22 protein-coding genes are annotated in these 24,040 nt (G+C 62.4%); 11 read left to right on the forward strand and 11 right to left on the reverse strand.

Annotated elements, in window-relative coordinates:
• Positions 1-565 precede the first annotated feature (565 nt).
• Positions 566-1,354: an SDR family NAD(P)-dependent oxidoreductase gene (locus tag WNE31_RS06970; RefSeq protein WP_349978995.1), complete on the forward strand. Its 789-nt coding sequence runs from the start codon at positions 566-568 to the stop codon at positions 1,352-1,354.
• 27 nt (positions 1,355-1,381) lie between these two features.
• Here WNE31_RS06970 and WNE31_RS06975 read toward each other — a convergent pair whose 3' ends face one another.
• The 5 genes from WNE31_RS06975 to purC all read right to left on the reverse strand — a co-directional run bounded on the left by WNE31_RS06975 (position 1,382) and on the right by purC (position 6,272).
• Positions 1,382-2,716 (reverse strand): sigma-54-dependent transcriptional regulator, encoded by a 1,335-nt coding sequence (locus tag WNE31_RS06975; RefSeq protein WP_349978996.1) that lies wholly within the window; start codon positions 2,714-2,716, stop codon positions 1,382-1,384.
• A 6-nt stretch (positions 2,717-2,722) separates the two neighbouring features.
• Complete coding sequence (locus WNE31_RS06980) at positions 2,723-4,489, reverse strand: sensor histidine kinase (protein ID WP_349978997.1); 1,767 nt, start codon at positions 4,487-4,489, stop codon at positions 2,723-2,725.
• A 36-nt stretch (positions 4,490-4,525) separates the two neighbouring features.
• Positions 4,526-5,194: a phosphoribosylformylglycinamidine synthase subunit PurQ gene (purQ, locus tag WNE31_RS06985; RefSeq protein ID WP_349978998.1), complete on the reverse strand. Its 669-nt coding sequence runs from the start codon at positions 5,192-5,194 to the stop codon at positions 4,526-4,528.
• Positions 5,194-5,424, reverse strand: a complete 231-nt coding sequence (purS, locus tag WNE31_RS06990) for a phosphoribosylformylglycinamidine synthase subunit PurS (protein WP_255106572.1) — start codon at positions 5,422-5,424, stop codon at positions 5,194-5,196. Before purS ends, purQ begins: the two co-directional genes overlap by 1 nt.
• Positions 5,425-5,516: 92 nt before the next feature.
• Entirely contained in the window at positions 5,517-6,272 is a 756-nt protein-coding gene (gene purC / locus WNE31_RS06995; protein WP_349978999.1) for a phosphoribosylaminoimidazolesuccinocarboxamide synthase, read from the reverse strand.
• Positions 6,273-6,439: 167 nt separating this feature from the next.
• Between purC and WNE31_RS07000 the strand changes: the two genes are divergently transcribed.
• From WNE31_RS07000 to WNE31_RS07015, 4 genes are all read left to right on the forward strand, one after another.
• Positions 6,440-6,754: a DUF1476 domain-containing protein gene (locus tag WNE31_RS07000; RefSeq protein WP_349979000.1), complete on the forward strand. Its 315-nt coding sequence runs from the start codon at positions 6,440-6,442 to the stop codon at positions 6,752-6,754.
• A 218-nt stretch (positions 6,755-6,972) separates the two neighbouring features.
• Positions 6,973-8,847 (forward strand): phosphatidylglycerol lysyltransferase domain-containing protein, encoded by a 1,875-nt coding sequence (locus WNE31_RS07005; protein ID WP_349979001.1) that lies wholly within the window; start codon positions 6,973-6,975, stop codon positions 8,845-8,847.
• A gap of 111 nt (positions 8,848-8,958) precedes the next feature.
• A complete protein-coding gene (gene bmt, locus WNE31_RS07010; RefSeq protein ID WP_349979002.1) occupies positions 8,959-9,972 on the forward strand; it encodes a betaine--homocysteine S-methyltransferase in 1,014 nt (337 codons plus the stop codon).
• A 204-nt stretch (positions 9,973-10,176) separates the two neighbouring features.
• A complete protein-coding gene (locus tag WNE31_RS07015) occupies positions 10,177-10,437 on the forward strand; it encodes a hypothetical protein (RefSeq protein WP_349979003.1) in 261 nt (86 codons plus the stop codon).
• A gap of 57 nt (positions 10,438-10,494) precedes the next feature.
• On the opposite strand, the gene WNE31_RS07020 is transcribed toward WNE31_RS07015, so the two are convergent.
• Entirely contained in the window at positions 10,495-11,370 is an 876-nt protein-coding gene (locus tag WNE31_RS07020) for a DMT family transporter (protein WP_349979004.1), read from the reverse strand.
• A 128-nt stretch (positions 11,371-11,498) separates the two neighbouring features.
• On the opposite strand from WNE31_RS07020, the gene WNE31_RS07025 reads away from it, so the two are divergent.
• Together WNE31_RS07025 and WNE31_RS07030 are read left to right on the forward strand one after the other, a co-directional pair.
• The gene (locus tag WNE31_RS07025; protein ID WP_349979005.1) at positions 11,499-12,194 is read left to right on the forward strand and encodes an endonuclease/exonuclease/phosphatase family protein; all 696 of its coding nucleotides are present in this window, start codon (positions 11,499-11,501) and stop codon (positions 12,192-12,194) included.
• Between the two features lie 52 nt (positions 12,195-12,246).
• Positions 12,247-13,089, forward strand: a complete 843-nt coding sequence (locus WNE31_RS07030; RefSeq protein ID WP_349979006.1) for a PhzF family phenazine biosynthesis protein — start codon at positions 12,247-12,249, stop codon at positions 13,087-13,089.
• A 21-nt stretch (positions 13,090-13,110) separates the two neighbouring features.
• Here the strand turns inward: WNE31_RS07030 and WNE31_RS07035 are convergent, their stop codons facing one another.
• Positions 13,111-14,457 carry a DEAD/DEAH box helicase gene (locus WNE31_RS07035; protein WP_349979007.1) on the reverse strand — a complete coding sequence of 449 codons (1,347 nt, stop codon included), beginning with the start codon at positions 14,455-14,457 and terminating at the stop codon, positions 13,111-13,113.
• A gap of 66 nt (positions 14,458-14,523) precedes the next feature.
• Here WNE31_RS07035 and WNE31_RS07040 point away from each other — a divergent pair, with 66 nt between their 5' ends.
• Positions 14,524-14,766 (forward strand): hypothetical protein, encoded by a 243-nt coding sequence (locus tag WNE31_RS07040; RefSeq protein WP_349979008.1) that lies wholly within the window; start codon positions 14,524-14,526, stop codon positions 14,764-14,766.
• 33 nt (positions 14,767-14,799) lie between these two features.
• Positions 14,800-15,210 (forward strand): Fur family transcriptional regulator, encoded by a 411-nt coding sequence (locus tag WNE31_RS07045; RefSeq protein ID WP_349979009.1) that lies wholly within the window; start codon positions 14,800-14,802, stop codon positions 15,208-15,210.
• A 10-nt stretch (positions 15,211-15,220) separates the two neighbouring features.
• Here WNE31_RS07045 and WNE31_RS07050 read toward each other — a convergent pair whose 3' ends face one another.
• The 3 genes from WNE31_RS07050 to WNE31_RS07060 form a co-directional block, all read right to left on the reverse strand.
• Positions 15,221-16,357, reverse strand: coding sequence for a BamA/TamA family outer membrane protein (locus tag WNE31_RS07050; protein ID WP_349979010.1), 1,137 nt, complete (start codon positions 16,355-16,357; stop codon positions 15,221-15,223).
• Positions 16,358-16,452: 95 nt separating this feature from the next.
• A complete protein-coding gene (locus WNE31_RS07055) occupies positions 16,453-18,882 on the reverse strand; it encodes a GcvT family protein (protein ID WP_349979011.1) in 2,430 nt (809 codons plus the stop codon).
• 139 nt (positions 18,883-19,021) lie between these two features.
• Positions 19,022-19,594 carry a YceI family protein gene (locus WNE31_RS07060; protein WP_349979012.1) on the reverse strand — a complete coding sequence of 191 codons (573 nt, stop codon included), beginning with the start codon at positions 19,592-19,594 and terminating at the stop codon, positions 19,022-19,024.
• A 210-nt stretch (positions 19,595-19,804) separates the two neighbouring features.
• Between WNE31_RS07060 and WNE31_RS07065 the strand changes: the two genes are divergently transcribed.
• A complete protein-coding gene (locus tag WNE31_RS07065; RefSeq protein WP_349979013.1) occupies positions 19,805-22,222 on the forward strand; it encodes a GcvT family protein in 2,418 nt (805 codons plus the stop codon).
• A 52-nt stretch (positions 22,223-22,274) separates the two neighbouring features.
• The gene (locus WNE31_RS07070; protein WP_349979014.1) at positions 22,275-22,916 is read left to right on the forward strand and encodes a nucleotidyltransferase family protein; all 642 of its coding nucleotides are present in this window, start codon (positions 22,275-22,277) and stop codon (positions 22,914-22,916) included.
• A 6-nt stretch (positions 22,917-22,922) separates the two neighbouring features.
• Here WNE31_RS07070 and WNE31_RS07075 read toward each other — a convergent pair whose 3' ends face one another.
• A complete protein-coding gene (locus WNE31_RS07075; protein WP_349979015.1) occupies positions 22,923-23,990 on the reverse strand; it encodes a hypothetical protein in 1,068 nt (355 codons plus the stop codon).
• Between the last annotated feature and the right edge of the window lie 50 nt (positions 23,991-24,040).

The following is a 24,040-nucleotide window of genomic DNA, read 5'->3' on the forward strand; positions in this document are numbered from 1 at the left end:
ACGCCCCGGGGGGGCGTTGAGGTGAGGTTGCAGGGGGTGTCTTGTCTGGGCGACGGCAGACGCGCGGCCAAGGGGGCCGCGTACGGCCTCTGCTCGGTCCATCAATGTGTTCGCGCGCTTCATCGCGTTTCTTCTCCGACACGCAGGGTTTTACATCACCCGGTGCCTGTTACATGCCCTCCGCCTTGGCGGTGCGGGCGTCTCTTTGGCCTTTTTTGGGGCCCAATCGGTCTGGAGCATGATGTCGGGCAGCTGTTGCCATCGACCAGTCACACGCCAGCGAAACTCATAAAGGTGGTCACAGAACGGACCACCACACGCCTACATAAAACCAGCATTCAAGAAATTACAATGGCAAAAGCCGCAAAAACATGCCGCGCAAGTCCTGACACGGCGTCGAAAGTCGCGCGCGCACCGTGGCCCCCTTGCGACAGGCGACCTGCCCCCCTATCCTGAATGCCAGCGAACAGGAGAAAGTCCAGTGGACCAGTGACACGGCATTGCCGGTAAACGCACCAGCCCCCGCCAGATGGGCGGGTCTTTTTTCTGTTTTCAAGGATTTTTCATGACACGTCTGACAGACAAACTTTGCGTCGTGACCGGCGCAGGTCGCGGCATCGGGGCCGCCATCGCCCGCCGCTTTACCGATGAGGGCGCCACGGTCATCGTGACCGACCAGCACCTCGACCGTGCCGAAAGCATCGCCCACGAGATCAACGCCACCGCCCATCGCCTTGATGTGGCGGTCGGGGCCGACTGGGACGCATTTGCCGCCGCCCATCCCCAGATTGACGTGCTGGTCAACAATGCCGGCATCACGGGCTTCGAGGATAGCTTTGCTCCACAAGACCCTGAAAATGCGTCTCTTTCCGATTGGCGACGGGTGCATGCGGTCAATCTTGACGGCACGTTTCTCGGCTGTCGCTATGCGATCCGGGCAATGCGGGTCCGCGGGCGCGGATCAATCATAAATATCTCATCGCGCTCGGGGCTTGTGGGGATTCCCGGCGCGGCGGCATATGCCTCTTCCAAGGCCGCGATCCGCAACCATACCAAATCCGTCGCGCTGTATTGCGCCGAACAGGGTCTCTCGATCCGCTGCAATTCGGTGCATCCGGCGGCAATCCTCACCCCGATGTGGGATCCCATGCTGGGCAGCGGCGCAGAACGGATGGCGCGCTTGGACGCGCTGACCGCTGACACCCCCCTGCGCCGCTTTGGCACGGTGGACGAGGTCGCGGGGGTCTGCGCAATGCTGGCCTCGGACGATGGCGCCTATATGACCGGTGCGGAAATCAATATCGACGGCGGGTTGCTGGCGGGCAGCCTGTCGCCCCCCGTCCCTGCGGATTAACAACCAAAGCCCGGCCGCACGGGCGGGTCAGAGATAATCCGCCCGCTGCAGCCCGTATTTGGCCATCTTTTCGTTCAACGTCCGGCGCGGCAGGCAGAGTTCCTCCATGACGCTGGCGATCGAGCCGCGATGGCGGCGCATGGTGTTGTCGATCAGCATCCGTTCGAACGCCTCGACATATTCCTTGAGCGGCTTGCCCTCGGTCGTCATCACCGGTTGCATCTCGTCGTGGTCGTTCATCAACAGCGACGCGATGGTGCCCTCGCCCCGACGGCTTTGCAGCACGGCTCGTTCTGCAAGGTTGATCAACTGGCGCACATTGCCCGGCCACGGCGCCTGCAACAGCTGGGCCGCTTCCTGCGCGCTGACCTTGGGGGCCTCGCAGCCGTAATCATCGGCGAACTGTTCGCTCAGGCGCGTAAACAGCGTCAGGATATCCTCGCCCCGCTGGCGCAACGGCGGCACGGTGATTTTCAGCGCGGCGAGCCGGTAATACAGGTCAGGGCGCAGCGCGTCCTCACAGGTCTTGTCCTGTTCCTGCATGTTGGAAATCGCGATGATGCGGGTTTCGGCGGGACTGCCTTGTTCATTGATCACGTTCAAAAGCCGCGCCTGTGTCGCGTCACTCAGGGTTTCGATATCCTCAAGCACCAGAGTGCCGCCGCGCGCCTCTTCGATGGCGGGCAACTGGCTGTCTTCGGGCAGCATCGGGCCGAACAGGCGTTTGGCAAGGGCATCTTCCTCGAAGGCACCACAGCTGACCAGCACGAATTTCTTGCCCGCGCGGCTGCCCACGGCATGCAGCGCATGAGCGACCAGCGTCTTGCCCGTACCGGTTTCCCCGTCGATCAGGACATGCCCGTCCGCCTGTCCCAGATCAAGAATGTCTTCTTTCAGACGCTCCATCGCGGGGCTTGCCCCGATCAGCTTGCTCATCAACTGGCCGCCATCGGACAATTCGCGCCGCAACGCGCGGCTGTCCAGCGTCATGCGCCGCGCCACGGTGGCCTTCTTGGCAAGCTGGCTCATCCGGTCGGGATTGAAGGGTTTTTCAAGGAAATCAAAGGCCCCGACGCGCATCGCTTCGACCGCCATCGGCACGTCGCCATGCCCGGTGATCATGATCACCGGCAGCGCGCTGTCCGACCCCATCAGTTTCTTGAGAAACTGCATCCCGTCCATGCCCGGCATCTTGATGTCCGATATCACGATGCCCGGATAGTCCGGCCCAAGCACCTTGAGCGCATCTTCGGCGCTGGCGAAGGTCTCGGTGTCATAGCCCGAAAGGGCCAACCACTGGCTGATGGATTGGCGCATGTCCTGTTCGTCATCCACGATGGCGATCTTCATACCCTGTGCCATACCGGTTTACTCCGCTGCTTCAATGTCTTCACTCAAGATAGGAAGCTGAACTTCGAATACAGCCCCCCTGTCATGCCCGTTGCGCGCCGTCAGGCGCCCGCCAAGGTCGCTGACAATCCCCGAAGAAATCGCCAGCCCCAGCCCGACCCCGTCGCCGGGCTGCTTGGTGGTAAAGAAAGGTTCAAACAGATCATCCAGGTTTTCGATGCCCGGGCCGTTGTCGCGCACGGTCAGCGTGGCGGTTTCGCCCGCGGCCAGAATGATCTCGATCTCGGGGTTGGATTGCCCGTCCGTCGCATCGAGTGCGTTGCGCAAGAGGTTGATGATGACCTGTTCCACCCGAACGCGGTCGCCCATCACGCGCACGGTCTCATCTGGCACGATGCGGCTGATCTTGACCTGCCGCTGGCGCAGTTGCGGCTCCATCATCGACAGGGCCGAGGCCAGCGCGTCCCCCATATCCACCGGCACAAAATCGTCGCCGCCCTTGCGGGCATAGGATTTCAGCTGCTTGGTGATCGTCCCCATGCGCTCGATCAGGTCGTCGATGCGCTGGAAGGACGACAGCGCCTCGTCCGGACGGTTGCGCTGCAACAACAGTTGCGCGCCGGCCAGATAGGTTTTCATCGCGGCCAGCGGCTGGTTCAACTCGTGGCTCACCGCCGCCGACATTTCCCCCAGCGCGGCCAGCTTGGAACTTTGGGCCAGCGACTGCTCGGCTACGGCCAGGCTTTCCTGCATCCGTTCGCGTTCGGCAATCTCGCGCTGAAGGCGCAGGTTCAGCGCCCGCAAACCGGCCGACTCCCTTTGGAACAGCGCCATGCGCAGCGCGTTCTTGCGCCCGAGCAGGTAGAACCCCAGCGCCAGCAGGATCGCAAAGCCCATGATTTCCAGCGCCAGCACCGCGTTCACCCGCTCGCGCACGCTGGCATAGGTGGTGAACGAGGTCATACTCCAACCGCGGAACGGAATCCGCGCATCCTCGCGCATCACACCCTCGCCCTGAATATAGGCATCTGCCGGCAGGGCGGTCCAGTCGCTGGTGGCCTGCAGCGCGCGTTCGATCGCGCCGTCGGCAGGCTGGCGCGCAAGCGCCTCGCTCTCGGTCAGGCCACGCCAGCGCGGTTCGGTGGTCAGGATGATCGTGCCCGAACTGTCGGTCACAAAAACCGCGTCCGAAATCCCGGCCCACGCCCGTTCGAATTTCTGCAAATCCACCTCAACCGCAATTACCCCGATCACCTGCCCCTGAAAATCCAGCCGCTTGGCATAGGTAAAGTGATAGGCGCCAGTGTCGTGGCGTTCGACTGTAAACACGGTCTCATTCGACCGCAGCGCATCAATGAAAAAGGCGCTTTGACGGTGGCTTGAGCCCAGCTTGGTACGCTCGGTCGCGGCCACCGTGCGCCCGTCGGAATCCAGCAACATAAGCGAGGCCGCGCCGATCTCGTCCACAAAGGAAATCAGCCGCGCCGTCGATTGCGAGAAATCGCCCGAATTCAGCGCCCCGATCAACGCGGGGTCGCGCGCCAAAAGTTGCGGCACGATGGCGTTGCGGCGCAATTCGGACTGAAGGTTGCCGGAATACAGCGCCAGCCGCAGCTCGGCCCGGTTGCGCGTGTTCTGGGTAAACCGGTCTGTCAGGAAAGAATTCGTCACCCAAATCGTAACCGCCGCCAGCACGAACAGCACCAAAAGCGCGATCCGCGCGCGCCAGTTCGGCGGCGCGGACGTGTCGTCGGATCTCGGATCAAGGGGCAGCTTGTCGCTCATGCCGACAGATTACGCCGCCCCTGCATGGGTCACAAGTCAGGCCGTGGCCAACTGATCCATCAACGAGCGGAACATTGCCACACCATCGGTGCCGCCATGGCCCTCGTCCGCGGCCCGCTCGGGGTGCGGCATCATCCCGAGAACACGGCGGTTTTTCGAAATCACCCCGGCGATATCGGCGACCGACCCGTTCGGGTTGTCAGTATAGGTAAAGGCGATCCGCCCTTCATCGCGCAGTTGCGCCAGCTTTTCGTCGGTCACGAAATAGTTGCCGTCGTGATGCGCGATCGGAATGTCGATCACCTGCCCCGCCTCATAGCCCGAGGTGAACGCGGTTTCGGCATTCTCGACCTTGAGACCCACCGTCCGGCAGATGTATTTCAGCCCGCCGTTGCGACGCAGCGCCCCCGGCAGGATGCCTGTCTCGGTCAGGATCTGGAACCCGTTGCAGATGCCGATGGCATAGCCGCCGCGCTCGGTATGAGCGTTCAGCGACTTGCAGATCGGCGAATTGGCTGCAATCGCGCCGCAGCGCAGGTAATCCCCAAAGGAAAACCCGCCCGGCACGCCGACGATATCCAGACCTTCCGGCAGCGCGGTGTCCTTGTGCCACACCATGGTAACATCCATGCCCGCACGTTCGAACGCCACCGCGAGATCGCGGTCACAGTTCGACCCGGGGAAAACAATGACCGCCGCCTTCATCACATCAGCTCCACGCGGTAGCTTTCGATCACGGTATTGGCCAGAAGCTTTTCGCACATCTCGGTCACGGTGTCCTCGGTGGTGCCCTCGGCCAGATCCAGCTCGATCACCTTGCCCTGGCGCACGCCTTCCACGCCGTCAAACCCAAGCGATCCCAGCGCATGGCGCACGGCCTCGCCCTGCGGATCCAGAACCCCGTTTTTCAGCATCACGTACACACGTGCTTTCATGTCTTTTCTCTCCGGCTGCAAGACAAAGCACATCCCCGGCTTTATCTCTTCAAAAATATTCAAATCCGCGCCCGCGCCGGGGCGCAGCTTTCTCAGTTCACGAGCGTCGGTTTCGGCCCGGTGCCCTTGGGCAGCACATTCAGACGCCGCGCAACCTCGGTATAAGCGTCGGTCAGGTTGCCCAGATCCCGGCGGAACACGTCCTTGTCCAGCTTCTGGCCGGTTTCGATATCCCAAAGACGGCAGCTGTCGGGGCTGATTTCGTCGGCCACGACCAGACGCTGGAAATCCCCTTCGTAGACCCGGCCGATCTCGATCTTGAAGTCGATCAGCTTGATGCCGACGCCATACATGACCCCCGACAGGAAATCATTGACCCTCAGGGCCAGCCCCAGCACGTCGTCCATATCCTGCTGGCTGGCCCAGCCAAAGGCCGCGATATATTCTTCGGGCACCAGCGGATCGCCAAGCGCATCGTCTTTATAGCTGTATTCCACGATGGGGCGCGGCAGTTGTGTGCCCTCTTCGACGCCCATGCGTTTGCTGAACGACCCTGCGGCAAAGTTCCGCACGATGACTTCCAGCGGAATGATCTCGCACGAGCGGACCAGTTGTTCGCGCATGTTCAAACGTTTCAGGAAATGCGTCGGCACGCCGATCTGGTTCAGACCGGTCATGAAATACTCGCTAAGGCGGTTGTTCAGCACGCCTTTCCCGTCGATCACGTCTTTCTTTTCGGCATTGAACGCGGTTGCGTCATCCTTGAAATACTGGACGATCGTGCCGGGTTCCGGGCCTTCGAACAGAATCTTGGCCTTGCCTTCGTAAATCTTCTTGCCACGCGCCATGAAGTCTCTTTCCTGTGTCGCGACGGTGTTACAGGGCCGAGTCCCTGCCGTCTGGCGCCCTCTTAATCCATGGGCGGCATTGTCGCAAGCGTGCCCAGCCCTCTTGCGGCAATGCGGTCACCTGTGCATACAGGGGCCAACGCCAACATTTGCAAGGGACACCGCAGATGACCACCTTTGACGATCGCGAACACGCATTCGAAGCAAAATTTGCCCATGATGAAGAAATGAACTTCAAGGCCGACGCCCGCGCCAACAAGCTGTTGGGCCTGTGGGCCGCTGAAATGCTGGGCAAAACCGGCGACGACGCCGAAGCCTATGCCAAAACCGTTGTGCTGGCCGACTTTGAAGAAGCGGGCCACGAAGACGTGGTGCGCAAGGTCGTGGGCGACCTCGAAGGCAAGATCACCGCAGAAGAGATTCGCGCCAAGCGCGCCGAGCTGCTGGCAGTGGCCAAAAACCAGCTGATGCAGGAACTCTGATCCGCAGCCACCCACATCCTGATCCGTCAGGCACAGCGCGCGGAACCCCGTTCCGCGCGTTTGCTGTTTCCCGCTCATGTCAGGTGTGCCGGAGATAGGGTCTGGCTTAACCCTCCAGAAAGACGCCTGCGCCTAATGTGGGCCGTGACGATGGCCTTGCCCGGGTATTCCCATGCCCCGCTCTAAAAACAGAGAACACGCCTTTGCAGTTGCACCGGATGCTCAAACATGGACTGCCCCTCGGTATTGCAGGGGTCTGTTGCTGGCTGGTCTGGCAAAGGCTTGAAGGGGTCGATCTCGGGTCGCTCAATGTCGCCGTCCGGCAGTTGGCGCCGCACCAATGGACACTGGCGCTGGCCGCCACTTTTCTCAGCTTTTTGGCACTGGCACGCTATGATGTGATCGCGCACCGGCATTTCCGCACTGGTGTGGCAACGCGTGCGGCCACCATATCGGGTGCAACGTCCATCGCCCTTGGGCAGACACTTGGCGCAGGGGCCATCGTGGGCAGCTTCGTGCGCTGGCGAATGCATCCCGAACTGGGCCTGTTCACGGCGGCCAAGATCACGGGGTTTGTTACCCTGACCTTCCTGTCGGCGCTTGCGGTGGCTGTAGCCCTTGTCGCGCTGATCCTGCCGGAACCGCACCTGCCTAGCTGGGCCTCGTTGCTGATCCTGTGCGCGGCCTGCGCGCTCGGGTTTGCCGCGTTTTTCTATCCGGTCCTGCGCTTGGCCCGGCGAGAGATCGCCCTGCCCACCTTGCCGGCCATGGGGGCGCTGTTGCTATTGTGCCTGGCTGACACGCTGGCGGCGGGGCTGGCCTTTTACGCGCTGCTGCCCGGAGGCACAGGTGTGACGCTGGCGGTGCTGCTGCCCGTCTTCCTGATTGCGCTTGGCCTTGCGATCCTATCGGGCACGCCGGGGGGTATGGGGCCCTTCGAGTTGACCCTGCTGGCAATGCTGCCAGAGGCCCCGCAACTCGAACTGATGGCTGCAATCCTTGCCTTCCGCCTTGTTTATTACGCCTTGCCCGCCGTAATTGCGGTGCTGTGCCTGCTGCGTCCACTGCGCGCCGACGCGCCCGTTGCGCCGGTGACACGTCTTGGGGCGTTGGATCCGGCGCTGACCGCGCCGACCGCCCGCGCAGAACTGGGGGTTTTGCGTCAGAATGGCGGCGCGATGATCCTCTGCGGGCGTGGACAATGCGGCGTGGTGCGCACCGGCCAGACGCTGACCGCGCTGTTTGATCCGCTCGACATCCATTCGGGCGACCTGACCCGCCCCCTGCGCCGCATGGCACGGGCACAGAACCGGATCGTTTGCAAATACAAGATCACGGCGCGTCAGGCGGTCCATGCGCGCCGCGCGGGCTGGGCCGTGCTGCATATCGCGGACGAGGCCCTGATCTGCACCGCAACACATGACCTGCAAGGGGCCGCTTATCGCCAGTTACGACGCAAACTGCGTCAGGCCGACCGCGCCGGTGTGACCGTCGCTGCCGCCACAGGACCGGCCCTGCCCCTGTCGGACATGCGCCGTCTCAGCCACGCGTGGGAAGATACCCATGGGGTCGCCCGCGGCTTTTCCATGGGTCGTTTTGAGGAAGACTATGTCGCCGGACAGCGCGTGTTTCTGGCTCATGCCGGGGGCGCGCTGGTGGGCTTCATCACGCTGCACGCCTCGCGGCATGAATGGTGTCTTGACCTGATGCGGGTCCGGCACGACGCGCCCGATGGCACGATGCACCTTCTGGTGCAGCACGCGATCGAGGCCGCCCGCGCCGAAAACGTACCCTGCCTGTCACTGGCCGCGGTGCCTGCCGGGGCCAAGGGGGTGAACGCGGTCGAGGCCGGGTTGCGGCGCAAGTTCGACCAGCACGCCAACGGACCCGGCCTGCGCCAGTTCAAAGCCTGTTTCGCGCCGCGCTGGCAGCCTCTGTTCATGGCAGCTCCCAGCTGGGCGCAACTGGTGCTGGCAGCGTGTGACCTGATCCGTTCGGTCCGCACGAACGGCCCGCAACCGCATCCGATCCCCCTGCCGGCACCGCCCGTTGCCGAAACGCCCCCGCCCCCGGCGCCGGCACAGGCCGCTTAATCAGGGCAGCGTAATCCTGCTCATAATCAACATGAACAAAATGCGCATTGTGCCCGCGCGGGCGGCGTGACACATGTGCCCCGACCAAGAGATTTGAAAGAGGAAAGCCCGATGACCAACGCGCTGACCAAGATGCTGGAAACCCGCGACTGGATTCTGGCCGATGGGGCCACCGGCACCAACCTGTTCAATATGGGGCTCGAATCCGGCGATGCGCCCGAGCTTTGGAACGAAGCCCATCCCGACCGCATCAAGGCGCTGTACCAGATGTTTGTCGATGCGGGATCGGACCTGTTCCTGACCAATTCGTTCGGGGGCAATGCCGCCCGCCTGAAACTGCATGACGCGGGGCACCGCGCAGGCGAGTTGTCCCGCATCGCTGCCGAACTGGGCCGGGAAGTTGCCGACGCCACGGACCGCCCCGTAATCGTGGCAGGCTCGGTCGGGCCCACCGGCGAAATTCTTGAACCTGTCGGGCAACTGAGCCATGCCAGCGCCGTCGAAATCTTCCATGAACAGGCCGAGGGCCTCAAGCAAGGCGGCGCGGACGTGCTGTGGCTGGAAACCATTTCCGCGCCCGAGGAATACAAGGCCGCGGCCGAGGCCTTTGCATTGGCCGACATGCCCTGGGTCGGCACGATGAGCTTTGACACCGCAGGCCGCACCATGATGGGTATGACCTCGCAGGACATGGCGCAGATGGTCGAAACCCTGACCAACCCGCCGCTGGCCTTTGGCGCCAATTGCGGCACCGGCGCGCCCGACCTTCTGCGCACGGTTCTCGGCTTTACCGCGCAGGGCACCGAACGCCCCATCGTGGCCAAGGGCAATGCGGGCATCCCGAAATATGTCGATGGCCACATCCACTATGACGGCACGCCCGAGTTGATGGCGGATTACGCCGTGATGGCGCGCGACTGTGGCGCGACGATTATCGGCGGCTGCTGCGGCACCAAGCCCGAGCACCTTGTCGCGATGCGCGCCGCGCTCGAAACACGCCCGCGCGGCAGCCGCCCGACGCTGGACCAGATCACCGAAACGCTGGGCGCGTTTTCCTCGGCCAGTGACGGCACCGGCGACGATGCCGCAGCCCCTGCCCGCCGCAGTCGCCGCCGCCGCGGCTAGACCTGCCACTTTTTCAAGCAGAGTAAGGCCGGAAGCATGTCTTCCGGCCTTTTCCTTGCGCAGGATGAGGGCATTTTGACATAGATCAGGGTCGCTCCCCAATCAGAGGCCGCAAACTGCGGATACATGACCCGAAAGCCCCCCCTATCCGGGGCGGACACACAGTATCGGGTGACTGTTCAAGACCTCCGAGAGGACCCTGCCATGAGTATCCTGTTCGAAAAAATGACCCCCGCCGCCCGCGAAATCGCCGAGGCGAAACTGCGCGAGGAAGGAATCCTTGCCCCCGATGCGCCTCTGGAATACGCGTTTGAGGTGCTGCCGTCGGAACGCGCCGCACTGGAAAAGGCCCGCGACGCATGGGACGAAAAAATCGCCGCAAGCAAGGACGACGCAAGCCTTGCTGATCTGGCCATCGCCAAGGCCCGCTGCGTGCACGAGGAAATCTCGGCTCTACAGGGGTAACGCCCCCAGATCGCACCAAATTTGAAAGGCAAAGGGGATACCCCTTTTGCCTGCACGCTATTTCCGATTGATAAGGGTCAGGCCCGCCGCGACAAGCCCCAAGGCCACCCAGATCCAGAAGCTGACCGTCTCGTCCAACAGCCACCAGCCCAAGAGCACACTGAACACGGGTGACAGAAAGCTGAACGAGGCCACCCCCGACGCGGGATAGACCGACATCAGCCAGAACCAGATCAGATAGGCGATGGCGACAACACCGATCGACTGGAACATCAGCCCGGCATAATGGATTGCTTGCGGATCGCGCAGCAGCGGGCCGAACAGGGGCGCAACCGCCATCAGGGCAAAGGCTGACACGATCAGCTGCCACATCAGCTGGGTTTCGGGTTTGACCGTGGAGAGCGGCGTCACCCGCACAACCAGCGCAATCCCGCCCCAGGCCAGCGCCGCGATCAGCGCCAGAACATCCCCCAGAACCGAGGCCGCGCCGCCCTGCCGGTCCATCAGGGCCACCCCGACCCCCGTCATGGCCAGAACCAGCCCGATCAGGCGCGGCTTGGTCAGGTGCTCGCCCGGCAGGGCCACATGCGCCGCCAGCGCCAGCCAGACCGGCATGGAATAGAAAATAATGCTCGCGCGGGACACGGTGGTCAGATCAAGAGCGAGGTACAGGCATATGAATTCTATGGTGAAAAGAAGCCCCGACAAAATGCCAGCTTTGACCACGGGGGCCGTGCGCACAAGGGGTTTGGACCGCCACCACATCCACAGCCCCACAGCCGCCAACCCGATCACCGACCTCAGCGCCGCAGCGAAAATCGGGGAAAACCCGCCATTGGTGACCTTGATCACCACCTGGTTGAAGGCCAACGCAATCGCGAACAGGATCAGCGACACGGCCCCGAATGTATCAATATGTGATTTGCGTTCCATTTGCGCAGTCGCACCGTGAATTGCCCCAAAGTCAAGCTACCTCGTTCGGAACGTCGCGTAGCGGCATTTCTGTCACTGGCCATGCGGCCCGCGACATGGCATCACCGGAACACCAGTGGAAGGCGCCCATGACCCAGACCTTGCGGATCGCGACCTATAATTTGCAGAAATGCGTCGGGCTCGACATGCGGCGCCGGCCGGACAGGTCGTTACAGGTGATTGATGCGCTGGAGGCCGATGTCGTGGTCCTGCAAGAGGCCGACAAGCGCCTGCCGCCGCGCCCTGCGGCCCTGCCCCATGACCTGCTGGAAAGCCATGGCTGGCATATCCTGCCGTTTGGACAGGTGGGCGGGTCGCTGGGCTGGCATGGCAACGCGATGATCGCACGGGCCGGAATCACGCTGACCCACGGGCAAAAGCTCGACCTGCCGGGGTTGGAACCGCGCGGAGCCATTTGCGCCGAACTGGACACGCCTATCGGGGCGCTGCGTGTGATCGGCACCCATCTTGGATTGATCCGGCGTTATCGCCTGATGCAGCTTTCGGTTCTGTCGCGCCATTTCAGGGAAAAGGGCAAGATGCCGACCGTGCTGTGCGGGGATTTCAACGAATGGGGGTCCAAGGTTGCGCTGGACAACGCCACGCCCGGCGTCACCTTTGCCGAGACCGATCACAGCTTTCCTGCCCCGCGCCCGGTGGCCGCATTGGATGCCTTTGCCCTCAGCAAAGGACTGGCCGCGCGGCAGACCGGTGTGCACAGGGCCCGTCCGGCCCATATCGCCTCGGATCACCTGCCAGTCTGGATTGACGTTGCCCGCGCTTGAGCGGGTGCCAACCGCGTGCTAGGCCAAGATATCCCAGATCAGGAGCGCGCCCATGTCTACTTATGTCGTTTACGATGTGTTTACGGATAAACCCTTTGGCGGCAACCAGTTGGCAGTCTTTCCTGATGCAACAGACCTGGCCGAGGACCAGCTTCAGTCCATCGCTGCCGAGTTCAATTTCTCGGAAGTGACCTTTGTATACCCGTCCGAAAATCCGGACCACACAGCCAAGGTGCGCATATTCACCCCGACGATGGAAGTGCCCTTTGCCGGCCATCCCACCATTGGCACCGCCGTGGCGCTGGCCGATCTGGGCCAAGGGCCGGAGATGGTGCTTGACCTGGGGATCGGCCCGCTGGCTTGCCGGGCCGATGCGGGCCATGCACAGTTCACCACCAACGCCCCGCTTGAAACACTGGCCAGGCCCGACCCTGATCTGGTCGCGCGGGCGCTCGGGATTTCACGGGATGCCATCCTGACCACCACCCACGCGCCGACCATGGTGTCGCTGGGGCTGGGGTTCACGATCACGGAACTGGATTGCCGCGACACGCTGGCGGCGCTGGAAACGGACATCGCCGCGTTTCGGACAGGAAATGCGCGCTATCCGTCAGGGCTGGACTTCGCCCAGTTTGCCTATGTCCGCGAGGGCGACGTGATCCATGCGCGCATGTTTGCACCTCTGGACAATATCCCCGAAGACCCGGCCACGGGCAGTGCCTGTGCCACGCTCGGCGCATTGCTGGCCGAGATCGCGGGGCAGGACGTGACACTGCGCGTGCATCAGGGCGACGATATGGGCCGCCCCAGCGTGATTGGCGTGACCACGCTGGACAGCGCGGTCACGATCAGCGGTCAGGCCTGCAAGGTCATGGAAGGGCGGCTTTGTCTATAGGGCGCCCCAACGGTTAATGGATCACTTGCTCGCGCCGCTCCGCCGACGCCGACGCTGACCGCCGCCCGCAGGCTTGCCCGCGCCTGCCGGACGCCCACCACCGGGTTTGCCACCCCGTGCGCGACCACCGCCCGCGCCACGGTTGCCGCCGGGTTTGCCGCCCGAAGGCCCGCCGCGCCGCTGTCCGCCGCGACCGCCGCCGCCATTAGCCTTGGATTTGTGCGAGGGATCTTCCATCCCCATCCAAGGCGTGCCGGACAGCACCGGAATCGTGAATTTCATGACCTTCTGGATGGCTTTCAGCTCGTCCACTTCATCCGGGGCGCAAAAGGCCACGGCGGCCCCGTCCATGCCTGCGCGCGCGGTACGGCCGATCCGGTGGACATAGTTTTCCGGCACGTTGGGCAGGTCATAATTGTAGACATGGCGTACCTGCGGAATATCCAACCCACGCGCCGCCACATCCGTGGCCACCAGCACCATGATCTCGCCCTCGCGGAACGCCTTGATGGCGCGCTCGCGCTGACCCTGGCTTTTGTTGCCATGCACGGCCCCGGCCTCGTAACCCGCCTTGACCAGCGCTTTCATCAACCGGTCCGAGCCGTGTTTCGTGCGGGCAAAGACAATCGCCGCCTCGTCGCGATGCTCGGCAAGCAGTTCGATCAAAAGGCTGGTTTTCTCGGCCTTTGCAATGAAATGGATGCCTTGGGTGATCTTGTCCGCGGCCTTGCCCGGAGGCGACACCTGCACCCGCACCGGGTTTGTCAGATAAGCGCCCGCGATTTCGGCCATGAGTTTGGGCATGGTGGCCGAAAACAGCATCGTCTGGCGTTTTTCCGGCAGGTAACCGACAATCTGGCGCAGGGCATGGATGAACCCCATATCCAGCATCTGGTCGGCCTCGTCCAGCACAAGGAAATCTGTGGCCGAAAGGTCGATCGCGTTGCGTTCCAAAAGGTCGATCAGGCGACCGGGCGTGGCAACGATGATGTCGGTGCCACGGGCGACGCGCGAAATCTGCGGGTTGATCGAGACACCGCCCACGATCAGGCCGATCTTGAACGGCGTGCCCTCGACCAGAACGGACAGGCTGTCCTTGATCTGGTTGGCCAGTTCCCGTGTCGGAGCAAGGATCAGGCTGCGGGCGGTTTTGGGCTCGGGTTTGCGGCCATAGGATTGCAGCCGCGCAATCAGCGGCAGGCCAAAGGCCAGCGTCTTGCCGGTGCCGGTCTGGGCCAGCCCCATCACGTCCTGCCCCTCAAGCGCATGGGGAATGGCGCGTTCCTGGATCGGGGTCGGCTTGTCGATTCCGGTATTGTTCAGCTTGGTAATCAGGGCTTTGGGCAGCCCGAGGTCAGTAAACGACATAGATCATCTTTCCGCGCCCCACCTTTGGGAACGCTGTGCAAGGCCCATCCATGTGGGCGGTGGTTGATGAGCAAAATGCCGATCCGTGCCCTGTTACGTCACGGGCCGCATCCTGCCCTGGCCCCACGCGTGATCTTGGGATCGGATTGCCTGCCTCTGGTCACGCCGGTCTGTTCCGGCTTCTTCGGTGCTGCTCACGCGGCAGAAGGCAGTGACGGGTACATGTGGCCTGTCCTGCCCACTGTCAAGCGGGAAAGTCGCGCCCTGCGGCAGGAAAAGCACTGGTACAGGGTCGCCGTGTTCGGGTAAACCGAAGATCAAAACCGTCTGGGACAGCCGCAAATGACCGATACGATCATCGCCCGTTGCGAGGCCAAAGGCCTGCGCATGACCGAACAACGCCGTGTGATTGCGGCTGTCTTGCAGGAAAGCGATGACCACCCCGACGTGGAAGAGCTTTATGCGCGGGCCTCGGGGCGGGACGAAGGCATTTCGCTGGCCACGGTCTATCGCACGGTCAAACTGTTCGAAGAGGCGGGGATTCTCGACAAGCTGGAATTCGGCGACGGGCGCGCGCGCTATGAGGATGCCGAGCGCGAACATCACGACCACCTGATCGACATCAATTCCGGCGAGGTGATCGAATTCGTCGATCCCGAAATCGAGGCACTTCAGGAAAAGATCGCGGAAAAGCTGGGGTATCGTCTCAAGGGGCACAAGCTCGAACTTTACGGCGTGCCGATCAAGAAATAGGTCCGGCGCCCTACTTCAGATGGCGCCCCCAAGCGTGGCCCAACTGGATATAGACAATCGTGTCCTCGGGGCCGACAGCCACATCCAGACCCATATCCAGCCCGAACCGGCGGGCCACCCGATAGCGCACCCCGAGACCACCAGTGAAGGCCTCGTTGTTGTTGGTTATGGCCGACCCTCCGCCCGCTGTGGTGCGCCCGTATCCCGCAAACCCAAGAATTGCCCACCGCTCCCCGATGCGGCGACGCAGTTCGATCTCGCTCGAAAATACACGATCCCCCTGATACCGGTTCAGAGGAACGCCCCGGATATCCATCGATGGTTCCATGAAAAATGGCGTGTTGCCCGACGTGCCTTCGCCCTTGAGCATGGCGGCAAAGGTCCAGTCCGGGTTCGGACTGATAAACCCCGCCCCGAACAGGCTGAGCATGGAATAGTCTACGTCACTTCCAATCGCCCCGTCATAGCGGCGCAGATGAGCATTCACGTGATACCCCTGTGTCGGCGTCAACGGATTGTCCAGCGTGTCATAAGACGCCAGCACACCAAGCGCGTTCAACTGTACATCCTGCGTCAGGGCCGGCGGCAGCGGAATCCCCGAGCCGAAATCCGGGCTGACTTCGGTATTGGCGATGGTCAGGCTGGGGCCAAGAAAAAGCGCACTGTCCCCCATGCGCATGCGGCCCTCTAGATAGGCGACCTTGGCAACGTTGTTGAAGTCGAACCCCCTATTGCCGGTTGGATAGAAGGTCATGTTGACCGATCCGCCACCAAGAGCGGCCGTGTACTTGAACCGCCCGCCCTGAAAGCTGCCCTTGCGAAACGCGGCGGCGGCGCGCGATCCGTTCCCCGTCGCAACGCCACCCAACACGGTAATCGTGGGATCATTGCCTTCGGGCAGGCCGGAATAATCCAGAAACGTCGCCGCCAACCCCAGACCTTTCCCAAGCGCCGGTTCCGTAATGATAATGGGCACCGGAATGAACCCGCCCCGCGCCAGGTATTCCGAGATATCGAACCTCTGATCCTCGGGGTCTGTCATCAGATCGCGAAACCCGCGTTCCGCTACAGCCGTGCTTGCAAGGACACAGGCGGTCAGAACCGACACACCCGTTGAAAGGGCTATTTTCCATAGACGGCGTGCCAAGAAAGTTTCCTCCGGTGTTTGCGAAAGGCTGCCCTGACCGGCCAAAGGACTCAACCCGCAAACGCGCCCAAAGGTGCAAAAAGACCACAACCGTGTCAGGCGCGCAGCTTTTCCCCTTTGGGATCAAACGGTGGCTCGGACAGGATCATGCCCTTGTGCGGCTGGCCCAGCACCATCACCTCGACCTCATCGCCCGGCCCGGCAGCACCATGTTTCACATAGCCGAGGGCCAATGACATGCCCACCGTGTAGCCATAGGTACCCGAGGTCACACGCCCGATCCCCTGACCATCTCGGAAGATCGGCTCGCCCCCCGTGGCGTCGGCATTTGACGCCTTTGTGGCCGCTTCGTCGATATGGATCAGAACAAGCTGTTCGCGCGGATCTTTGGCCAGCACCTCTTCCACGGCGGATTTGTGCAGGAAATCTTTGCCCAGCTTGCACAACCGGTCCAGCCCGACCTCTTGCGGCCAGTATTCGGGGCTGTATTCCCGGCTCCATGACCCATACCCCTTTTCGACCCGCAAAGACATCAGCGCGCGGCTACCCACCGGACCGGCACCGAACTCTTTTCCTGCCTCCAGCAGCGCCTGATAAAGACGCGCCTGGTCTTCCACGGCACAGTGCAGTTCCCAGCCCAGATCACCGGTGAACGATACCCGCAGCGCCAGCGCCCGCACCCCCGCAATGTCGATCCATTGCGACCGCATGAAAGGGAAATCCTCGGTCGCGAGCGAGGTGTTGGTCATCCGCTGCAGCAATTCACGCGATTTGGGGCCGGCGACGTTGAAGCCGCACATCCCGTCGGTCAGGCTCTCGAATGTCGTGCCCTCGGGCAGCGGCACCATATCGAAGAACCGCTTGTGATAGCGTTCAGCCATGCCCGACGAGATGACAAAGAACTCGTCCTCGGCCACGCGGGTCACGGTGGCGTCGCCCGCGATCCCGCCGCGCACCCCGATCAAGGGCGTCAGGCAAGACCGGCCCACGGCCTTGGGCATCGTGTTGGCAAAGACCGCGTTCAGCCAATCCTCTGCCCCTGCCCCCTTGACGCGGTACTTGGCAAAGTTCGAGATGTCGATGATCCCCGCACGATCCCGCAGCATCCGGCATTCCGCGCCGACCGGTGCCCACCAGTTCTGGCGGGTGAACCCGTTGGTGTCGACCGTGCCGGGCGTGTCGGCAAACCACAAGGGATGTTCCCAGCCATAATTGAGCCCGAACACCGCGCCCATGTCCTTTTGCATCTCGTAGGCGGGCCGTGTGCGCAAGGGACGGCCCGCCGCGCGTTCCTCGTTCGGGAAATGGATGGCAAAGCGGTGCGCATAGACATCGCGCACCTTGGCCTTGACGAAATCGGGATTGTTCGCCCAATGGCCAAACCGCGCCACATCCCATGGGAACATGTCGTACTGCATTTCGCCTTCGATGATCCACTGCGCCACCATTAGCCCCATGCCCGCCGATTGCGAGAAGCCCGGAATGATACCGCCGCACATGAAATAGCCCCTGAGTTCCGGCACAGGCCCAAGGATCACATTGCTGTCCGGTGACCAGATCATCGGCCCGTTGATGACCCGCTTGATCCCCGCCTCGCCCACCAGCGGCACGCGGTCAATGGCGCGCATCATGTTGTCCTCGATCCGTTCCAGATCATCGGGGAACAGATCATGGGCAAAGTCCAGCGGCGTGCCGTTCTCGGCCCAGAACCGCATGTCTTTCTCGTATGCCCCGATCAGCAGCCCCTTGCCCTCCTGGCGCAGGTAATATTCGCCGTCCCGGTCCGCAACCGATGGCAGGCGGCGGTCCATCGCGGCGATCTCGGCAATGGTTTCGGTCACGAAATACTGGTGCTCGGTCGGCTGCAGTGGCACCTCGATCCCGGCCAGTTTCGCCACCTCGCGCCCCCAGAGACCGGCAGCATTGATAACCCATGGCGTATGGATATCCCCCTTGGGGGTGCGCACGATCCAGCTGCCATCGGGCTGCTGTTCGGTCGCCGTGACCGGCGTGAACCGGTTGATCTCGGCCCCACGCTGGCGCGCGCCCACTGCATAGGCATTGGTCACGCCCGAGGGGTCCACGTTGCCGCCATCGGGTTCCCACATGATCGTGCGGATGCCGTCAAAATTCACCAGCGGATGCAGGCGCTCGGCTTCATCACGGCTGATTTCGTGGAAATTCATGCCGTAAAGCTTGGCCTTGGCGGCCTGCAATTTCAGCTGATGCTCGCGGTTTTCGGTCTGCGCCAGGTAGAGCGATCCGGGGCGAAACACGCCGCAGGACTGGCCGGTCTCGGACTCAAGCTCGTCATAGAGCCGCATGGTGTAATGCTGCAGCCGGCTGATATTGGCGCTGTCATGCAGCCCGTGAATGTTGGCCGCCGCGTGCCATGTGCTGCCACTGGTCAATTCATCCCGCTCGAGCAGGACAACGTCGCTCCAGCCGAGCTTGGTAAGATGGTACAGGATCGAACATCCGATAACGCCGCCACCGATGACGACGGCCTGAGCCTGGGTCCGCATGGGAATATGCCTTTATGTTCCGCTTCTCTGGCTCCAGCCTGACCTGCACCGCCCCCGCAGAATTGCCGGATTGCGACACCTCCGGTCGCAAATGTTCCGATCCCGCGCAATCCTGGGACAAGGCGTTTGCCCGGCCCCGTCAATCGACCCGCCGGATGAACACCGAAAAATCAAGGGTGATGATATCCTCCAGCACCTCTGGATAGGCGGTGATGCCGAATGCGGCGCGCGACACGCCGCCGCGAATCCGCAGGATGATCTCGGAATTGTCTTCGGGCGCACCGACCAACCGCTGAAACGCAACCTCAAGATTGACGGGGCGCGTCACGCCCTTGAGGGTCAGATCCCCCGATACCCGCGCCGTATCACCCGCGCGGCGAATATCGCGACTCACGAACCGCGCCTCGGGATAGCGCGCCGTATCCAAGAAATCGCGACTTTTCAGGGCCAGCGCGGCAATCGGGTCGAACACACGCGCGCCGCCGGTGTCAATCGTGACATCCACCGAAGACCGCGCCACATTGCGCCATTCGATACGGATATCAGACGCCTTGACCGGAAAGACACCTTTTGAGGGTACATCGCTTGTCTTGTAAAAAAACGCGACCTCGGAGCGGTCCCCGTCCAGCACATAGCGTTGTGCCTCGGCCTGTGCCCCTTGCGGCACGACCAACATCAGGGCGCAAAGGCCAACCAGGAAAAACCGTATCATGACCCAGAGCCTAGCGTGCTGACCTCAGGTTCCAAGACAAACCTCTGTGACAAAGCCGCCCGCCCATGTCTTCATCTTGCCAGAAATACTCCGGGGGTGTGGGGGCTGGCCCCCACTTTATCCAAACACAAACGACACGCTTTGTCGCAAATTGACACGCCCCAAGAGACATCTCTGTCACACTCGCCACCAAACTTTGGGAGTGCATTCATGAAAACCACCACACGTGTCGTCGTGATCGGCGGCGGAGTCGTCGGCTGTTCCGTTCTCTATCACCTGACCAAACTGGGCTGGTCGGATGTCATGCTTCTGGAACGCTCGGAACTGACCTCGGGGTCCACGTGGCACGCGGCGGGCGGGTTTCACACGTTGAACGGCGACACCAACATGGCGGCCCTTCAGGGCTATACGATCAAGCTTTACAAGGAACTGGAAGACATTACCGGCATGTCCTGCGGTCTGCACCATGTGGGCGGCGTGACGCTGGCCGACAACCAGGAACGGTTCGACATGCTGGTGGCCGAACGCGCCAAACACCGGTTCATGGGACTGGAAACCGAAATCGTCACGCCCGAAGAGATCAAGAAGATCGCGCCCGTCACCAATATCGACGGCATCATTGGCGGGCTTTATGATCCGCTGGACGGCCATCTTGACCCCTCGGGCACCACCCACGCCTATGCCAAGGCCGCGCGCATGGGCGGGGCCACGATCGAAACCCATTGCATGGTGCGCGAAACCAACCAGCGCCCCGATGGCAGCTGGGACGTGGTTACCGACAAGGGCACGATCCATGCCGAACATATCGTCAATGCCGGCGGCCTCTGGGCGCGCGAGGTCGGGGCGATGGCGGGCGTGTACCTGCCCCTGCACCCGATGGAACACCAGTATATCGTGACCGACGAGGTGCCGATGATCGCCGAGATCATCGATGGCGGCGGCGAACACCCGCACGTGATGGACCCCGCCGGAGAAAGCTATCTGCGCCAGGAAGGCCGCGGCTTGTGCATCGGGTTCTATGAACAGCCCTGCAAACCCTGGGCTGTGGACGGCACGTCTTGGGATTTCGGGCATGAGTTGCTACAGGATGATTTCGACAAGATCGAAGACTCCATCGCCTTTGCCTACCAGCGTTTCCCCGACCTCGAACGGGCGGGCGTGAAATCGGTGATCCACGGGCCCTTCACTTTTGCCCCCGACGGCAACCCGCTTGTCGGGCCGGTGCCCGGCCTGCGCAACTACTGGTCGGCCTGTGGCGTGATGGCGGGCTTTTCCCAAGGCGGCGGTGTCGGGTTGATGCTGGCGCAATGGATGGTCGAGGGCGAATGCGAACGCGACACGATGGCGATGGACATTGCCCGCTTCGGCGACTGGATCACCCCGGGCTATACCCTGCCCAAGGTGGTCGAGAACTATCAGAAACGCTTTTCCGTGTCCTACCCGAACGAGGAACTGCCCGCCGCGCGGCCGTTCCGCACCACCCCGATGTATGACATATTTGACAGCATGGGCGCGGTCTGGGGCGCGCAATACGGGCTTGAGGTGGTCAATTACTTTGCCGAAGGGGACGAACCGCGCTTTGAAACCCCGTCTTTCCGCCGCTCGAACGCGTTCGGGGCCACCGCCCGCGAGGTAGAGGCCGTGCGGCAGGCCGTCGGCATCAACGAAACCCACAATTTCGGCAAGTATTCCGTGACCGGCGCGGGCGCGCGGGCGTGGCTGGACCGGATCATGGCAGGTCGCGTGCCGCAGCCGGGCCGCCTGTCACTGACGCCGATGTTGTCGCCCAAGGGCCGCCTGATCGGGGATTTCACGATTTCCTGCCTGAGTGAGGAGGAATTCCAACTGACCGCCTCTTACGGGTCGCAGGCCTATCACATGCGCTGGTTTGAACAGAATCTCGACGATGGGGTCCGCGTGAGCAATATCTCGGACACCCGCAACGGCTTCCAGATTGCCGGCCCCAAGGCGCGCGACGTGCTGCAGGCCTGCACGCGCACCAATATTTCGGACATGAAATTCATGGATGTGCGCCGCATGACCGTCGGCATGGCCGACTGTATTGTGCAGCGGGTCAGCTATACCGGCGACCTTGGTTATGAAATCTTCACCGATCTGCCCTCGCAACGCGCGCTTTGGGCGACACTCTGGCAGGCGGGCCAGCCCCACGGCATGCGCCCCTTCGGGATGCGGGCGATGATGTCGCTGCGTCTGGACAAGTTCTTCGGCTCGTGGCTGTCAGAATTCTCGCCCGATTATACCGCTGCCGAAACCGGTCTGGACCGTTTCATCAGCTTCAAGAAGAACACCGATTTCATCGGGCGCGCCGCCGCCGAGGCCGAGCGTGAAACCGGCCCCGCCCGCAAGCTGTGTGCCTTTGAGGTCGACGCCGACGATGCCGATGTGCAGGCTTACGAACCGATCTGGCTGGACGGGAGCGTGGTCGGGTTCTGCACTTCGGGCGGCTATAGCCACCACGCCCGGAAATCCATCGCACAAGGCTTCGTGCCCACGGACCACGCGGTCGAAGGGCTTGAGGTCGAGATCGAGATCCTCGGCGCCATGCGCAAGGCACGGTTGATCACCAAGCCGCTGTTTGACGCAGACGGGGCGCGCATGCGCGGTTAGCCCTTTCCCCTCGCCGCCAGTTTTGCAAGAGTGAGCCCGCCGCAGCCCTGTCATGGGGGGCGGCGGTGTTCAGGTCAAAGGGGCGCGGATGCTCACCATCATGATCCTTGCTGCCGGTGCGTCCTCGCGGATGCGCGGGCGGGACAAGCTGGCTGAAAAGGTCGATGGCGTGCCGTTGCTTGCCCGGATCACCGAACGGGCGCTAAAGACTGGCCTTCCGGTGCGCGTCATTGTCGGGCCGACCACGCTTGCGCGCCAGAACCTTTTAGGGGATCTGCCCGCAGATGTCTATTTCGCCCCCGACGCCAAGGCTGGCATGGCCTATTCCATCGCCGCTGGTGTGGCTGCCCTGCCCGACAACTGCGCGGGCGTCATGCTGATCCTGGCCGACATGCCCGAGCTGACCACCGCCGATCTCGGCGCGCTGGCGACCCGCTGGGCCACCCTGCCCGCGCCCGCCATCCTGCAAGCCACAACTAGTGACGGCACCCCCGGCCATCCCGTCATTTTTCCCAAGGCGGTCTTTCCCGCGCTGATGCGCCTGACCGGAGATTCCGGCGCCAAACCGGTGCTTAAGGCGCATCCCGGGATGCTATACCGCCATGCGCTTGCCGCGGATCACGCCGCCATCGATCTCGACACCCCCGAGGCCTGGGCCGCATGGCGCAAACGGCGCAAGGCGCACAAAATTTGATCCGGCTCAGAACCGCTTGGTGGCAGACAGGACAAACCGGTCGCCATTGCTGTTCCTGTTATATTCCCCCTGAACGCTCAGCCCGTTTTCAAAGCCGACATTCAGGCCAATGACGGCGCTGACCTTATCGGCATTGGTGGACTGCGCAGTATATCGCACATCAAGACTGTCGCCATCGGGGAAAGCGTTGTTCAGACGGGTGACACCGCTGATCTTTTCGTCATAGTCCAGATAGGACACCCCCAGATAGGGCGCAAACAAAACATCGTCGAACACCACCCAGCGTCGCCCGAACCGCAGGCCTGCCGTCAGTGAACGCACCTCGGTGTCCGAGTTCTTGCCAAGCGTGTCGGTAAAGGACGCAGTGCCGCTCAGGAAATAGTTTTTCCAACCGACTACCCCCGTGACTCCCAATGTGGCCGTCACAGCATCCACCCCGGCGCGAAACCTTTGTGAAACAGTGCCACAGGGGCTGATCGGGTTACAGATCGGCGGCGGAAAGGCGGCATCAAGATCCACCACCACATCAAGATCGGCGCGGCCATCGACCTTGCCCAGCGACGCAAACACGTTGAGGTTAGGCAGAATCCACGCATCCAGCTTAACCTGTTTGCTGCGTGTCTTGGAAATCACATTGTCCAGCGTGACAAAGGGCAAGGGCCTGAGCGGGGTGTTTGGTGGCGGGGGTGCCCCCTTGCCCAAGGCGACAGCAACGTCCGTGATCCGCTGTAACTGCGTGTTTTCCACCCCGATAACGGCCACGCCAAAGGGCAACGGCAGGGTATAGCCCCGGTCGATGGCCTCTTGCGCCTTGAAAGGCAAAATCCGGTCGTAGGTGATGGGATGCTCCGTGGACGGTACGGCTTCGGGATATCTCAGCTGAAGGTTCTCGGGCAGTCGCAATAGGGCGTGCAATTGCGGCAGTATGCCGTCTGACAGGGCGTTCGGCAGCGCGGGCCGTGTGGCCGCATCGGTGGGCGCTTCGTCCGCATCCACGGGGGTAGCTAAGATTGCGGCTGACAGGATAGCTGCGATGGCGAATGCATGGGTGATATGGCGGATAGCTGTAGACATGCGCTGTAGATACCGCGTGCCCGTTCCCGAGACCAGAACGGCTGCCTCAA

It is taken from the genome of Shimia fortis (assembly GCF_040225985.1).
Lineage (GTDB): Bacteria > Pseudomonadota > Alphaproteobacteria > Rhodobacterales > Rhodobacteraceae > Shimia.